This is a genomic window from Variovorax sp. R-27 (assembly GCF_049913215.1).
Taxonomy (GTDB): Bacteria; Pseudomonadota; Gammaproteobacteria; order Burkholderiales; family Burkholderiaceae_C; genus Variovorax.
This window is the reverse complement of the sequence record NZ_CP183984.1, coordinates 3745718-3760170: the sequence shown is the minus strand read 5'-3', so window position 1 is coordinate 3760170 and position 14453 is coordinate 3745718. Positions and strand designations below refer to the sequence as shown.

Annotated in this window: 15 protein-coding genes; 10 read left to right on the top strand and 5 right to left on the bottom strand. The window is 68.3% G+C overall.

Going from position 1 to position 14453, the window contains the following annotated elements:
* Positions 1 to 9 precede the first annotated feature (9 nt).
* Positions 10 to 1527 (bottom strand): helicase HerA-like domain-containing protein, encoded by a 1518-nt coding sequence (locus ACN9MV_RS17570; protein WP_426388800.1) that lies wholly within the window; start codon positions 1525 to 1527, stop codon positions 10 to 12.
* Between the two features lie 100 nt (positions 1528 to 1627).
* On the opposite strand from ACN9MV_RS17570, the gene ACN9MV_RS17565 reads away from it, so the two are divergent.
* From ACN9MV_RS17565 to fabG, 10 genes are read left to right on the top strand one after another with little or no spacing between them, the layout of a single operon-like run.
* Entirely contained in the window at positions 1628 to 1939 is a 312-nt protein-coding gene (locus ACN9MV_RS17565; protein WP_093073955.1) for a phosphopantetheine-binding protein, read from the top strand.
* A gap of 4 nt (positions 1940 to 1943) precedes the next feature.
* Entirely contained in the window at positions 1944 to 2588 is a 645-nt protein-coding gene (locus tag ACN9MV_RS17560) for a hypothetical protein (protein ID WP_093073957.1), read from the top strand.
* 16 nt (positions 2589 to 2604) lie between these two features.
* The gene (locus ACN9MV_RS17555) at positions 2605 to 4311 is read left to right on the top strand and encodes an AMP-binding protein (RefSeq protein ID WP_426388798.1); all 1707 of its coding nucleotides are present in this window, start codon (positions 2605 to 2607) and stop codon (positions 4309 to 4311) included.
* Positions 4311 to 5333, top strand: coding sequence for an acyl-CoA synthetase (locus ACN9MV_RS17550; RefSeq protein WP_426388797.1), 1023 nt, complete (start codon positions 4311 to 4313; stop codon positions 5331 to 5333). The genes ACN9MV_RS17555 and ACN9MV_RS17550 overlap by 1 nt, the downstream gene beginning before the upstream one ends.
* Positions 5323 to 5952 carry a LolA-related protein gene (locus ACN9MV_RS17545; protein WP_176928838.1) on the top strand — a complete coding sequence of 210 codons (630 nt, stop codon included), beginning with the start codon at positions 5323 to 5325 and terminating at the stop codon, positions 5950 to 5952. The genes ACN9MV_RS17550 and ACN9MV_RS17545 overlap by 11 nt, the downstream gene beginning before the upstream one ends.
* Entirely contained in the window at positions 5949 to 8345 is a 2397-nt protein-coding gene (locus ACN9MV_RS17540) for an MMPL family transporter (RefSeq protein ID WP_097199165.1), read from the top strand. Before ACN9MV_RS17545 ends, ACN9MV_RS17540 begins: the two co-directional genes overlap by 4 nt.
* A gap of 19 nt (positions 8346 to 8364) precedes the next feature.
* The gene (locus tag ACN9MV_RS17535) at positions 8365 to 9186 is read left to right on the top strand and encodes a polysaccharide deacetylase family protein (protein ID WP_426388796.1); all 822 of its coding nucleotides are present in this window, start codon (positions 8365 to 8367) and stop codon (positions 9184 to 9186) included.
* A gap of 58 nt (positions 9187 to 9244) precedes the next feature.
* Positions 9245 to 10006 carry a class I SAM-dependent methyltransferase gene (locus tag ACN9MV_RS17530; RefSeq protein WP_426388795.1) on the top strand — a complete coding sequence of 254 codons (762 nt, stop codon included), beginning with the start codon at positions 9245 to 9247 and terminating at the stop codon, positions 10004 to 10006.
* Positions 10003 to 10485 (top strand): hydroxymyristoyl-ACP dehydratase, encoded by a 483-nt coding sequence (locus ACN9MV_RS17525; RefSeq protein ID WP_426388794.1) that lies wholly within the window; start codon positions 10003 to 10005, stop codon positions 10483 to 10485. The genes ACN9MV_RS17530 and ACN9MV_RS17525 overlap by 4 nt, the downstream gene beginning before the upstream one ends.
* Complete coding sequence (gene fabG / locus ACN9MV_RS17520) at positions 10482 to 11213, top strand: 3-oxoacyl-ACP reductase FabG (RefSeq protein ID WP_307615111.1); 732 nt, start codon at positions 10482 to 10484, stop codon at positions 11211 to 11213. The genes ACN9MV_RS17525 and fabG overlap by 4 nt, the downstream gene beginning before the upstream one ends.
* A gap of 47 nt (positions 11214 to 11260) precedes the next feature.
* Here the strand turns inward: fabG and ACN9MV_RS17515 are convergent, their stop codons facing one another.
* The 4 genes from ACN9MV_RS17515 to ACN9MV_RS17500 form a co-directional block, all read right to left on the bottom strand.
* Positions 11261 to 11953, bottom strand: coding sequence for a mobilization protein (locus ACN9MV_RS17515; protein WP_093056939.1), 693 nt, complete (start codon positions 11951 to 11953; stop codon positions 11261 to 11263).
* A gap of 51 nt (positions 11954 to 12004) precedes the next feature.
* Complete coding sequence (locus tag ACN9MV_RS17510) at positions 12005 to 13318, bottom strand: type II toxin-antitoxin system HipA family toxin (protein ID WP_426388793.1); 1314 nt, start codon at positions 13316 to 13318, stop codon at positions 12005 to 12007.
* Positions 13315 to 13629, bottom strand: coding sequence for a helix-turn-helix domain-containing protein (locus ACN9MV_RS17505; RefSeq protein ID WP_097199169.1), 315 nt, complete (start codon positions 13627 to 13629; stop codon positions 13315 to 13317). Before ACN9MV_RS17505 ends, ACN9MV_RS17510 begins: the two co-directional genes overlap by 4 nt.
* Positions 13630 to 13694: 65 nt before the next feature.
* Entirely contained in the window at positions 13695 to 14453 is a 759-nt protein-coding gene (locus tag ACN9MV_RS17500) for a hypothetical protein (RefSeq protein WP_093073975.1), read from the bottom strand.

Here is a 14453-nt window from a genome sequence, read left to right as displayed (position 1 = left end):
CCGGTCAAGTCAACGCTTCTTCGAGCCGAAGATCCCGCCGAGCACGCCGCGCAGGATTTCCTTGCCAACAGACGTACCCATGGTGCGCACCGCCGACTTGGCCATGGTCTGCACCAGGCCGTCGTGCTTCGCGCCGCGCGGGCCGGTGGTGCCGAAGAGCATGTCGTTGAGCATGCCGCCCATGCCGGAGCCGGAGGCCTCCGCCGCATCCTTGCCGCCGGGCAGCGTTGCTGCCGGTGCGTCGGGTGCGCTGTCGGCGCGGCCCTTGAGCTTTTCGTAGGCCGATTCGCGGTCTACCGTTTTCTCGTAGACACCGGCGACGAGCGAGCCGGCGATCAGTGCCTTGCGCTGGTCGGGCGTGATGGGGCCGAGCTGGCTGCCGGGCGGCAGCACGAACACGCGCTCGGTCACGCTCGGGCGGCCCTTTTCGTCGAGGAAGCTCACCAGCGCCTCGCCAACCGCGAGCTCGGTGATGGCGGTCTCGATGTCGAGGCCCGGCTTCTGGCGCATGGTGCTGGCGGCCGCCTTCACGGCCTTCTGGTCGCGCGGCGTGAAGGCGCGCAGCGCGTGCTGCACGCGATTGCCCAGCTGGGCCAGCACCGTGTCAGGGATGTCCAGCGGGTTCTGCGTAACGAAATACACGCCCACGCCCTTGGAGCGCACCAGCCGCACCACCAGCTCGATGCGTTCCACCAACGCCTTGGGCGCCTCGTTGAACAGCAGGTGGGCCTCGTCGAAGAAAAAGGCCAGCTTGGGCTGCTCGGGGTCGCCGATTTCGGGCAGCTGCTCGAACAGCTCGGACAGCATCCACAGCAGGAAGGTGGCGTACAGGCGCGGCGAGTTCATGAGCTTGTCGGCCGCGAGGATGTTGACGACCCCCTTGCCGCCCACGGTCTGCATGAAGTCGGCGATGTTGAGCATCGGCTCGCCGAAGAACTTGTCGCCGCCCTGGGTTTCGATCTGCAACAGGCCGCGCTGGATGGCGCCCACGCTGGCGGCGCTGATGTTGCCGTACTGGGTGGTGAACTGGCTGCTGTTTTCGCCCACGTACTGCAGCATGGCGCGCAGGTCTTTCAGGTCGAGCAGCAGCAGGCCGTTGTCGTCGGCGATCTTGAACACGAGGTTCAGCACGCCGGCCTGTGTTTCGTTCACGTCGAGCATGCGGCCCAGCAGCAGCGGGCCCATGTCGGAGACGGTGGCGCGCACCGGGTGGCCCTGTTCGCCGAACACGTCCCACACCGTGACGGGGCAGGCGGAGGGCTCGGGCAGCTCGATGCCCCGTTCCTTGAGGGTCGCAGCCAGTTTGCCGCCGATGGCACCCTTTTGACTGATACCGGTCAGGTCGCCCTTGACGTCGGCCATGAACACCGGCACGCCGATGGCGGAGAGCTTTTCGGCGATGGTCTGCAGGGTGACTGTCTTGCCGGTGCCGGTGGCGCCGGTGATCAGGCCATGGCGATTGGCCAGGCTGGGGAGAAGGCTGCACTCGATGGCGTCGTGCCGTGCGATCAGAAGTGGGTCGGCCATGGGGCGCTCCGGTCGTATCGAAGCGGGCAGTCTAATCAAGCGGCACTCCTATAATCCACGGCCCGCACGGTAGTTCAGGAAAAAGTTTTAGGAGGTTTTTTTGTCATCGACTGCTCAGCCCCCCATTCCCGCCACTGGCGATGCCTCCGAACAGTCGCCGATCGAAAAAGAGCTGGCCGTGCTGCTCGTGAACGCGCTGAATCTCGAAGTGGCCCCCGAGGACATCGTGCCGACCGACCCGCTCTATGGCGAAGGCCTCGGGCTCGATTCGATCGACATCCTCGAAGTAGCGCTCGAAGTCTCGCGCCGCTATGGTTTCCAGCTGCGTTCCGACGACGAACGCAACCAGCAGATTTTCCAGTCGCTGCGTACGCTCGCGACCCACGTCGCCCAGCATCGCGTGGTTTCCTGATCCCATGTCGCGATGGCGAATAGCACTCCTTCTGGTGGCAGGCGTGGCGTATGCCGGCCTGTCCCACTGGATGACGCTGTTCCATGCGACGGAACCGTGGGCGGTCGTGGTGTTGCTCGGGCCGCTCTGGCTCGCTGCCATGGGCCTTGCCGCCAGCTGGTTCGGTCGCTGGGGCCTTGCCGCCGTGGCCGTCCTGGGCGTGGGCGGCTTCTCGCTCGTCTTCCTGGGTGAGGCAGGCGATCCCAACCGCTTGTACGTGCTGCAGCACGTGGCCATCAACGCCGCGCTGTGCGGCTGGTTCGGCTCCACGCTGCGCGGCCGGGGCCTGCCGCTGATCACGCAGTTCGCGCAGCGGGTGCACCCGCTCAAGGGGCACATGCTGTCCTACACCACGCAGCTCACGCGCATCTGGACCGGCTTCTTCGCGCTGACGGTGCTGGCGTCGATCCTCATCTACCTGACAAGGCCGTTTTCCGACTGGTCGCTGTTCGCCAATGTGCTGTCGCCCGTGATGGTGACGCTGCTCTTCGTGGGCGAGCACTTTGTGCGCTACCGGCTGCATCCCGAATTCGAACGCACGCGCCTCGTGGATGCGGTGCGCGCGTTCTATGGCACATCGTCGGTGGACACCAGCCCCGGCGGCCAATGACACAGGCGCCGCCCGCGTGACGACAGATACCCGTTTCCTGCCACTGCTCACCGACCGAGACCCAGATTCCATCCTGGCCTGGCGCGCCGGCGTGCCCGTGAGCACGCGGCAGTTCCTGGCCGACGTGGCCCGCTTCGCGCCCGAGCTTCCGGGCGAGGGCTCCGCCGTCAATCTCTGCGTAGACCGCTATGCCTTTGCCGTGAGCCTGGGCGCGGCGCTGGTGCGCGGCCATGCCAGCCTGCTGCCGCCCGACGCGCGGCCCGACACGCTCGCGCGCCTGCTCGAGTCCGGTGGCTCACGTCTTTTTGCGCTCACCGACGATCTGAAGCAGCAAACGCCAGGCATGCAGCGCGTGCTGATCGAGAACAGCCAAAGCCGCGCGAGCTCTGAGGCCCCCGTGCCGCAGATCGACGCAGCCATGCACGCCGCCAGCCTGCTGACCTCCGGCTCGACCGGCGTGCCGCAGCCGCACGCCAAGACCTGGGGCACGCTGGTGGGCGACGTCGCGGTGGCCGTGAAACGGCTGTGCCGTGTGCTCGAGCGCCCCACGCTGGAAGGCCTGACGCTGGTCGCGACCGTGCCGGTGCAGCACAGCTACGGGCTCGAGTCGTCGGTGCTGCTGGCAATGCTGGGCGGCGCGGCCTTCGAAAGCGGCCGGCCGTTTTTCCCGGCCGATGTGGCGAAGACGCTGGCCTCGGTGCCGCGCCCCCGCGCGCTGGTGACCACGCCGTTCCATCTCAAGACATTGCTGCTCTCGGGCATCGAGCTGCCGCCGGTCGACCTGATCCTGTCGGCCACCGCGCCGCTGTCGCCGCAACTCGCGCAGCAGGCAGAGCAGGCGATGGGCGGCGTGCTGCTCGAAATCTACGGCAGTACCGAGTCGGGGCAGGTCGCCACGCGCCGCACCACCGACAACGAGATCTGGGAGACATTCGGCGAGATCCGCGTGCACGCCGAGCCTTCGGCGGACGGTAGCCCCGAGCGCTTCATCTTCAGCGGCGACTTCATTCCCGAGCCCACGCCCATGGCCGACGTGCTCGAACTGCTGGACGAGCGCCGCTTTCGCCTGTTCGGCCGGGCCAACGACCTGATCCACGTGGCGGGCCGGCGCAGTTCGCTGGCGCACCTGAACTTTCACCTGAACAGCATTCCCGGCGTGGACGACGGCGCCTTCTGGCTGCCCGACGAGGTGGCCGACGGTGTCGTGCGGCCGGTGGCCTTCGTGGTGGCGCCCACTCTGTCGGCGGGCGACATCATCGCGGCCCTGCGGCAGCGGCTCGAACCCGTGTTCGTGCCGCGCCGCGTGGTGCAGGTCAAGGCCTTCCCGCGCGAAGGCACGGGCAAGCTCACCGTGCGGGCGCTGCGCGAATTTGCGCTGGCGCAGCTAGCGGAAGACGACACATCGGTGCAGATGGCCCACGTGGTGCCAGCTGACCACCCCGTGTTTGCCGGTCATTTCCCGGGGCAGCCGCTGCTGCCGGGCGCGCTGGTGCTGGCCGAGGTCATGGAGGCCATTCGCCGCGTGCCGGCCCTGGTGGCTCGGCTGGGCGCGCATCCCACGCTCGCCGCGGCCAAGTTCCTGGCGCCCGTGCGGCCCGGCGCCGCGCTGTCCATCGAGCTGCATCCGGAAGCCGGGCCCGGTCGCGGCGTGCGTTTCGACGTGCGTTGCGACGGCGTGGTGGCTGTCACGGGCCGCTGGACGGCCGTGCAAGAGTCCGCGTGATGAAGCACACCGATGTCGAGGCGCGCGCCGTGAAAGAGGCAACCAGGGCAGGGCAGGCGGCACCGAAAGGCGAGCGCGGCGAAAGCGGCGACTGGGCCCGTGCGCCCGAGCGCAGCAACATGCTGGCGCTGCGGTTCATCGTTTTCATGGCGCTTGTGTGCGGACGCCACGTCACGCGCCTCCTGCTGCCGCCGATTGCCCTGTACTTCCTGCTGTTCGCGCCGGCGCAGCGCCGGCACATCAAGCGCTACCTGTTCCGGGCCATCGGTCCGCAGGCGGGTTGGGTCGACGGCTTCCGCCTGCTGCACGCCTTTGCCTCGACGGTGCTCGATCGCGTGTATTTCCTGCGTGGGCGCCTGGACCTGTTCAAGGTCGGCATCGAGGGCAATGCACCGATCGATGCCGAGATCGCGCGAGGGCGGGGAGCCTTTCTGCTCGGCGCCCACATCGGCAGCTTCGAGGTGCTCGGCGCCTGCAAGCAGCAGACGCACCAGTGCAACCTGCGCCTGGCGATGCTGATGTACCCGGACAACGCGCAGCGCATCACGGCTGTCCTCAACACCATTGCCGTGCCCGAGCTGCGGCCGCACGTCATCGCGTTGGGCCGGCCGCATTCGATGCTGGCCCTGCGCGACTGGCTCGACGGCGGCGGCCTGGGCGGCATGCTGGCCGACCGCACGCTGCCGGGCAGCGAAGAGCAGCCCGCGCATCAGCGCGGCAACAACATCGTGCTGCCGTTCCTCGGGCAGCCCGCAGTTTTCAACGATGGTCCTTTCCGCCTGGCGGCCTTGCTGCGTCGCAAGGTGTTCTTCATGGCCGGGCTCTACGGCGGCGGTGCCCGCTATGACGTGCGATTCGACCCGCTGGCCGACTTCGGCGAGCCGGTTTGCAGCCCCGCGGAGCGCGAAGCGCGCATTCGTGCTGCCGTCGAAGCCTATGTGGCACGCCTCGAAGCGCTGTGCCGCGCGTATCCCTACAACTGGTTCAATTTCCATGATTTCTGGCTCGAAGATGCGGCTTGACTGGCTTTGCAGGGCATGCGTGCTCGCACTGGCCTTTTGCGCCGTGCCGGCCTGGGCGGCGTTCGACCTGCCCGAGCTGATGACGCTGCTGGCCAAGCAGAAGAGCGGGGAGGCCCGTTTCACCGAACAGCGCTTCGTGCACGGCCTGGAAGGCCCGCTCGACGCCAGCGGTACGCTGAGCTTCGATGCGCCCGACAAGCTGGTGCGCCGCACGCTGTCGCCGCGCGTCGAGACCATGGCGGTCGAGGGCAACACGCTGACGTTGTCGCGCGGCGGCCGCAACCGCACGCTGGCGCTCGACAGCATGCCCGAGCTGCTCGGCCTGGTCGAAGCCATGCGAGGCACGCTGACCGGCGACGGCGCCACGCTGCAGCGCTATTTCCGCAGCACCGTGTCGGGCTCCGCTGCCAAGTGGACGCTCGACCTCGTGCCGATGGACAGCCGGCTGGCCGCGCAGGTGCGCAGCATCCGCATCAGCGGCCGCGCGAGCGACGTGCTGGGGCTCGAGATGGAGTTCGTCGGCGGTGACCGCTCGGCCATGAACATCACGCCGGGCGCGACAGCACCCGCGCCAGCCAACGCGGCTCCGTCCGGCGCCACCGGACGCACCACGCCGTGACGCCACAGCAGCAGGCGGGCGGCCCGCCGGGCTGGCGGCGCAGGGCGATCGTGCTGCTGGCGTGGCTGCTGGTGCTGGTGTGCGGCGCCGTGGTCATCGCGCGCACGCAGATCGGCGCCGACCTCTCGGCCTTTCTGCCCAAGAGCCCGGATGTGCGCCAGCGCGTGCTGATCGAGCAGCTGCAAAGCGGCGTCGCCTCGCGCACGCTGATGCTGGGCATCGAGGGCGGCAGCGCCGAGCAGCGCGCCGCGGTGTCGCGCGCGGTCGCAAAGGACATGCGCGAGAGCAAGCTCTTCGACCTGATCCAGAACGGCGACGTCGGCGACTGGAGCGAGGCGGGAAACTGGGTACTCCAACACCGCTACCAGCTGTCGCCCGGTGTCACGCCCGGGCAGTTCACTGCCGAGGGCTTGCGCGACGCGATCAATGAAACGCTGTCGATGCTGGGCACGCCTGCCGGCAACGTGATCAAGCCCCTCCTTGATCGCGACCCGACCGGCGAGACGCAGCGCATTGCCATGGAGCTGACGCCCGCCAGCGCGCCGCGCAGCGAGGACGGCGTGTGGATGTCGCGCACCGCGCCGCGCGCGCTGATGGTCGCCACCACGCGCGCTGCCGGCAGCGACCTCGACGCGCAGGCCATCGCCATTGCGCGCGTGCACGCCGCCTACGCGGCCGCGACGCGCGACATGGGCGCAACCGCGCCCAAGCTGCTGCTGAGCGGTCCGCCCGTGTTCTCGGTGATGAGCCGCGACAAGATCAAGACCGAAGCGATCCACCTCGCGGTGGTGGGCGGCATCGTGATGGGCGGGCTGCTGTTGCTGGCCTTTGCATCACCGCGCGCGCTGGTTATCGCCTTCCTGCCCGTGGCCACGGGCGTGGTGATCGGCACCGCGAGCGTGAGTCTGGTGTTCGGCTCGGTGCACGGCCTCACACTGGGTTTCGGCAGCACGCTGATCGGGGAGACGGTCGACTACGCCATCTACTACCTCATCCAGGCGCGTGGCGCCGCCGTGGCCGGCACCGGCTGGCAGCGTTGGCGCGACCTGAACTGGCCGACCGTTCGGCTCGGGCTGCTGACCTCGGTGTGCGGCTTTGCGGCGCTGGTGTTCTCGGGTTTTCCGGGGCTGGCGCAGCTGGGTGTGTTCTCCATTGCAGGCCTTGTTGCGGCCGCACTGGCTACGCGTTACGTGCTGCCGATGCTCGCGCCCGACGGTGCCACCGGCATGGGCATGCGCAAGTACATGGCGCAAATGGCCGGCGCGCTGGTGCGCGGCCTGCCGCGCCTGCGCTGGCCTCTGGCCGCGCTGGGGGTGGCGGCATTGGCATTGGTGCTGTGGCAGGGCGGCCATCTGTGGCGCGCCGATCTTGGCGCGATGAGCCCGGTGCCCAAGGCAGCCCAGCAGCTGGACGAAATGCTGCGCAACGACATCGGCGCGAGCGACGGTGGCGTGCTGGTGGTCGCCTATGGCGACGACGAGCAGGCCGCGCTGCGCAACACCGAGGCGGCGGCGCAGCGGCTCGATGCGCTGGTGGATCAGGGCGAACTCGTCGGCTACGAAACGGTCACCCGCGTGCTGCCCAGCGTGGAAGTGCAGACCGCGCGCATCGCAGCCCTGCCGGACGCCGAAACGCTGCGCGCCAACTTGGCAGAGGCAACCAAGGGCATGCCGCTGCCGGCTTCGCGGCTCGGACCGTTCCTGGCCGACATCGAGGCTGCGCGCAAGCTGCCACTGGTGCAGCGCGCCGAACTGGCCGCCGGGCCGCTCGGCTCGGTCCTGAACACGCTGATGTACCAGCGCCCGGGCGGCGGCTGGGGCACGCTGGTCGTGCTGCATCCGGGCGCCAAGTTCGATCAGGGCCGTCTGGAAGCGGCGCTGGCCGGCCTGCCTGAAGTGCAGGTGGTCGACGTCGGCCGCGAACTTGCGAGCCTGTACCAGCGCTACCTGCACGAGGCCTTCGTGCAGGTGCTGCTCGGCGCGCTGGCGGTGGTGCTGTTGCTCGGCATCTACCTGCGTTCGTGGCGCCGGCTGCTGGCCGTTTGCCAGCCGCTGGTGTTCGCGGTGGTGCTCACGCTCGGGGGAATGGCCGTGCTGCAGGCGGCGCTGGGCATCCTGCATCTGGTGGGGCTGCTGCTGATCGTGGCGGTGGGATCCAACTACGCGCTGTTCTTCGACCAGCTGCGCACCACCGGGCGGGCCGACGAGGACACGCTGGCGTCGCTGATGCTGGCCAACCTGACGACCGTGGTGTCGTTCGGGCTGATCGCGATTTCGGACATTCCGGCGCTGTCGTCCATCGGCCGCGTGGTTGCGCCTGGGGCGCTGCTGGCGCTGTTGCTTTCGGCAGCATTCGCACGCAGCGTGGGGCCTTCGCAGGCTTCGCGTGGCTGACGGGGGAAAATCCGGCCCCATGTCCATCGCTCCCGCACCTACCGAATCCTGGCCCTGGCCGCCTGCCATCCGCGCCAGCGCGGCGTGGCACGTCGCGGCCATCGGTGCGGGCGTGCTGGTGCCGGGCGCGTTGCCGTGGGCCATCGGCGCGATCGTGCTGAACCATGCGTTGATCACCGGTGCCGGCCTGACGCCGCGCAGCAGCCTGCTGGGCCCTAATGTCACGCGGCTGCCCGAAGCGGCCGCGGCGCGGCGCGAAGTGGCGATCACCATCGACGACGGGCCGGAGCCCGAGGTAACGCCGCGCGTGCTCGACCTGCTCGACGCGCACGGCCAGCGCGCCACCTTCTTCTGCATTGCCGAGCGCGTGCTGGCGCACCCCGAACTGGCACGCGAGATCGTGGCGCGCGGCCACAGCATCCAGAACCACACGGCGCGGCACCGGCACAATTTTTCCTTTCTCGGGCCGCGCGGTTTCGCCGCCGAGATCGCGCGGGCGCAGGACATCCTGAGCGACGTCACCGGCCAGCGCCCGACCTGTTTCCGCGCGCCCGCTGGCCTGCGCAACCCGTTTCTCGAACCCGTGCTGCACCGCCTCGGCCTCTCGCTCGTGAGCTGGACGCGGCGCGGCTTCGACACGCGCGAAGGCGACGCCGCCAAGGTGTTGGCACGCCTGAGCCACAACCTGCAGGCGCGCGACATCCTGTTGCTGCACGACGGCAATGCCGCGCGCACCGTTGCTGGACAACCTGTTTTGCTGGAGGTACTGCCCTTGTTGCTCGAACGCCTGCGCGCCGATGGATTGCGCTCCGTGACCCTGCCTGAAGGATTGAAGTCATGAGCGCCGCCCGGCCGCCCGAAGGCGCTCGCACCGTAGCGCGAAGCGCGGAGGTTTCCGAATGAGCGCCGTGATGTTGTCGACCGATAGCGCCTGGCGCGAGCTGCATGAAGCCGCGACCATTCCCTACAAAAAAGGCGGCAGCTTCGCCTGGCACTTCGCACGCGGCAAGCTGGGGCGCGACCCGGTGTTTCGCGGGCTGCTCGAACGCGGGCTGTTTGGCGCGCCGCACCAGCGCGTGGTCGACATCGGCTGCGGGCAAGGCCTGTTCGCAAGCCTGCTGGCATCGATGAGCGCGATGCAGAAGCAGGGCCGCTGGCCGTCAGCGTGGCTCGCCACGCCGCACAGCGCCGACTACACCGGCATCGAGCTGATGCCGAAGGACGTGGCGCGCGCCGAGGCCTCCATTGGCCATCTGGAGCCCACGCCCAGGCTCGTCTGCGCCGACATGTGCTCGGCTGCCTTGCCGGACTGCGACCTCGTCGTGATCCTCGACGTGCTGCACTACGTGAACCTCGAAGCGCAGGAAGGTGTGCTCCAGCGCGTGCGCGACGCGCTGCGCCGTGGCGGCAATCCGCACGCACGGCTGCTGCTGCGCGTGGGCGATGCGTCGAGTCGCCGCGGCTTCGCAATCAGCCAGTGGGTCGACCGCACCGTGACACGCATTCGCGGCCACAAGGTCTCGCCGACCTGGGGCCGTCCGCTGTCCGACTGGACCGCGCTGCTGCAGCGCCTGGGCTTCCGGGTGCAGAGCATCCCGATGAGCGAAGGTACCCCGTTTGCCAACGTACTGCTGGTCGCCGACCTGGAGGCCGCAGCTTGACTGCACCGCAGACGCTCGACCGCGCAGGCATTGCGCAGCGCATTCCGCACAGCGGCAGCATGTGCCTGCTCGAACGGCTCGAAAGCTGGGACGCCGACGCGATCCACTGCAGCACTACGACCCATGCGCAAGCGGGCAACCCGCTGCGCACGGAAGGCGGCCTGCTCGCACCGAACGCAATCGAATACGCGGCGCAGGCCATGGCGCTGCATGGCGGCTTGCTGGCCACCGAGGGCAGCGCGCCATCGGCCGGTTTCCTGGCGAGCGCGCGCAATGTGAAGCTGGCGGTGGCACGCCTCGACGACGTGCCCGGCGCCTTGCAGGTGGGCGCCCGGCGCCTGTCGGGTGACGATCGCCAGATCCTCTATGAATTCACCGTCAAGGCCGACGACGGCCGCATGCTGGCCGAAGGCCGTGCCGTCGTGGTCCTGAACACGCCGCTCGCAGCAGAACAACAAGAAAGCACGACATCGCCATGAGCCTCGAAGGAAAACGCGCACTCATCACAGGCGCAAGCGGCGCACTCGGCGCCGCCATGGCCGAACGCCTGGCTCGGGACGGCGCCACGGTGCTGCTGCATGCCAATTCGCGGCCCGAGGCGGTCGAGCAACTGGCGGCGTCGATCACGGCTGCAGGAGGCAAGGCGGAATGCCACGTGTTCGACCTGCGCAGCGACGAGGCGTCGGCGGCAGCTTGCGCGCGCATCCTGGAGGGCGGGGCGGTGCAGATCCTCGTCAACAACGCGGGCGTGCACGACGACGCCGTGCTGCCGGGCATGCGCGCCGAGCAGTGGCACAAGGTGATCGACGTGTCGCTCAACGGCTTCTTCCGCGTCACGCAGCCCTTGCTGCTGCCGATGATGCGCACGCGGTGGGGCCGCATTTTGAACATCTCGTCGGTGGCCGCGATTGCGGGCAACCGGGGGCAGGTCAACTACGCCGCTGCCAAGGGGGCGCTGAACAGTGCGACCAAGGCGCTGTCGCTCGAAGTTGCATCGCGCGGCGTGACGGTGAATGCGATCGCGCCCGGGATCATCGCGTCGCCGATGGCGGATGCAGTGTTCGACCAGGCGGTCATCAACCAGATGGTGCCGGTGAAGCGGGCGGGGACGCCGCAGGAAGTGGCGGCGCTGGCTGCTTTCCTGGCCAGCGACGAGGCGGCCTACATCACGGGGCAGGTGATCTCGATCAATGGCGGGATGATCTAGGGGCGCTGGTCGGTGGGTGCTGTGCCCTTGGGCGGCCCCAATAAAACCTACAACGGCAGCGTGTCGAACGCGGCGTAAACCGTAGCCAGCCAAGACTTCACGCGCTGGCGCTCCAGCAGCCCCAGCGCATGTGGCCCTTCGCGGTCGTTCACGGCCTTCCAGAAACTGGTGTTCTGCGCATCGATCTTGCGCATGCTCGCGTCATGCAAACGCGGCAGCGCAATCACGCGAGCGCCATTGGCCGTGGCCTTCGAAAGCGATTGCGAACCCAGCAGCATCCCGAAGTCGCTGCCACGCCCGTAGTTCTGCACCACGATGTAGTTGGGTCGGTTGCCGAAGGTGTCGATCAGCGAGCCGAGCAGGTCGGTCGAGTCCTTGCCGTCGTCCAGCACGTGCCAGAAATTGACTGTGACGCCAATCTCGGCGAACACGTCGAACAGGTCCGACTCCTTGATCCAGCGCGACAGTGGCGCCAGCGTCTGGGCCGCGAGGTCGACGATCACGCTTTGCTGCGGGTTGGTCTCGAAGCCGTTGACGACCGTGTCGAGTCCTTCGAAGCTGTCGACCACCACGGGCGAGGCAAAGCCTTCGTAGAAACGGGTGAACGAGCTGTGCGAGCGGTCGGTGTCGAAGCCGGTGAAGGGGCGGCTGTGGTCGATGAAGTACTGCGCTAGCACGCGCGCGGTGACCGACTTGCCGACACCGCCTTTTTCGCCGCCGATGAAATTGATGGAGCTCATGAGTTGATGCTGCCTCGAATGGGTTGAGGAGGGGTGGAGGGCGGATTCATTCTAGGGGGCTGCTTTTTCTTTTTGTTTGCCACCTTTTGAAATGGCTTGCAGCAAGGGATGTGCCTGCAATCGCTGCTGCAGCCGTTTCTTCCAAGGGGCCGGCAGCGCCGAGGCTTCGATCATTGCGGGCCACTTGTCGCGGGCGAGCCGCGCGGTGTCGGCGATCACACGGCGCACCAGCGGCTCGTGCAGCCCGGTCGAGAAGCAGAAGGCGCGCACGCTGGCGGGCGTGAACAGGGCCGTGCGCCTGGCCGCGCTGGCGGCTGCGGGCAGCAATGGCAAGGCGTGGCCGTCGACGCCCTGCAGCGCTGCGTAGGCGACGATGTCGTAGGCCGGGGCAAAGCGCGGCGCGATGCCATCGGGGTACAGCACGCCGAAGTTCTTCAGATGCGCATCGGGGTTGCCGAGGAGGTCGTTCACCGCAAGGCGCCGCACGAGCTCGAGCACCGCTTCGTCGCCCAGCGACGGAAAGGCGCGCATTGCGAGCGCCATGTCGAGGTAGCTCCCGCTGTACTTGCGCATCGGGTCGATCGCCAGCACCTGCGCGAAATCTTCGAAGTGGATGCGGCGCGCGCCGTCGCGGTCGAAACGCGTTACTGCCAGAAACTCGGGCTCGTCGGGCAGCGCATAGCTGTGCTCTGCGGCAATGGCCGAGAGCGGTGCGAGTTCGGCATGGCAAACCTCGACGCCCGCCGCGCTCGCCATCTGCAGCGACAGCATTTCGAGCTGCGGCATGTGCGGCCGGCCAGCCACCGGCAGCTTGGCGATGACCCGGGTGCTCGCACCGGCCCGTGTGCGGGCAACATACCGTCCGCCCTGGCGGCGCAGGCCCAGCTTGGGCTGCACGCCGGAGACCGAAATGCCCTGCGGCATCGGCAGCTCGACCACCGACATCTCCAGCGCGTCCTGGTCCTGCGTGATGAGCCGCTGCAGCGTGCCGCGGTCTACCGACACTGGCCTGGCGCTCACGGCGCCGGGCAGGTCGCCGCCACAGGCCGCGAGCAGCTCGAAATAGTCGTTCTCGCGGCAGCCGCGAAGCTGCGCGATGTGGCTGCGCAGCACGCCCTCGGGCAGCAGGTTCTGGAAAAAGCTGGGCAGCAGGCCGCTCTGGGCGTTGAACAACGGGTTCTTGACGTCGCTCCACAGCGCCGACTGGGTGGGCGGATCGCTCGCCACCATCGAGAGCGACAGCACTTCGAGCGATGGGCTGGCGACCAGGTCGGGTTCCGCCACGAAGCGGCACAGGTCGGCGTACTGGAACAGTTTGCCGAAGCGGCGTGCGCCGAGCGAAATCTCGAGGATCTTGACGTTCATGGCGGTGAGCGGCGCTTGACGTAGGGCGGGGCGGGCGCCTGCGCCACGGCATGGCCGACACGCGTGGTCACGGGGCGATAGCCGGCATCGGTTGCCGTCGTTTCACCGAAGCCCTTGGGCGCAAGCTGCAACTCGAGCCCCAGCGCATCGACCAGCGCCAACAGGGACGACAGCTGCGGATTGCCACGCAGGCTCAGGGCGTTGCGCACGGAGCGCTCGGTGAGCCCAGAGCGCAGCGCGATCTCGGCATTCGAGATGCCGGCGGCCTCGCGGCGGGCAGTCAGGGTGGTGATGAGTTCCTGCTTGTTCACGGAAACATATTACCGCAGATGCAGATTTGGGAAATATCTTTCCTATGCTGCATTCCCCCGCGACCTCACTTGGGCAGCAGCGTGAAGAAGGGCATGACCACGCCCATCACCCAGTTCTGGCCGAAGTCGAGTGCCGCCCGGCGGTATTTCTCGTCGGCCTGGGCGGCCAGCAGATCGAGCCGCGCCACCACCTTCGACAGTTCGCGGTCGGCCACGAGGTTGCGGCCGCGGTCGCTGATTTCGGTGGCCAGCAGCAGCGGCTGGCCGTCGGGGCCGGTCTTGGAGGAAATGAGCCAGAGCGAGATCTCGAAGTTGCGTGCGGCCCGGAAGCTGTTTTCGGCGTTGACGCCGTCGATCATGGTCTGGTCCCAGGTGTCGCCGTTGGCCTGCTTGAGCATGGTGGCCCAGCCAACCACCAGTGCCGCGACGCGGTCGCCCTGGTAGCCCTGCGGCCCGGTGTCGAAGGCCATGCGGATCGCGTCGATGCCGGTGGCGCCCTTCAACTCGGGCAGGGGCGGGCCTTTGAGCACGGCGTCCCAGGCGCGCTGGGTGGCCTCGTCCATGCTGGCTGCCGACTTGCGCCATTCGCGCGGGTTGCGCTTGTACAGCGTGCTCTGAACCCGTCGCACCGACTGCAGGTTGTCGCGCAATGACAGGTTCGCGATGCGGTTGGCGCCGGACTGCAGCCACTCCTGGTTGTTGTAGGGTTCGGCGCGCTGGGTGTCGCGTACCGACGAGCAGCCGGCAAGACCGAGCAGGGCGGCCGTGCCCGCCAGCAGCCAGGTTCGTCTTACGGCAAGGGGTGAAACCGGGGAATCGCTCAT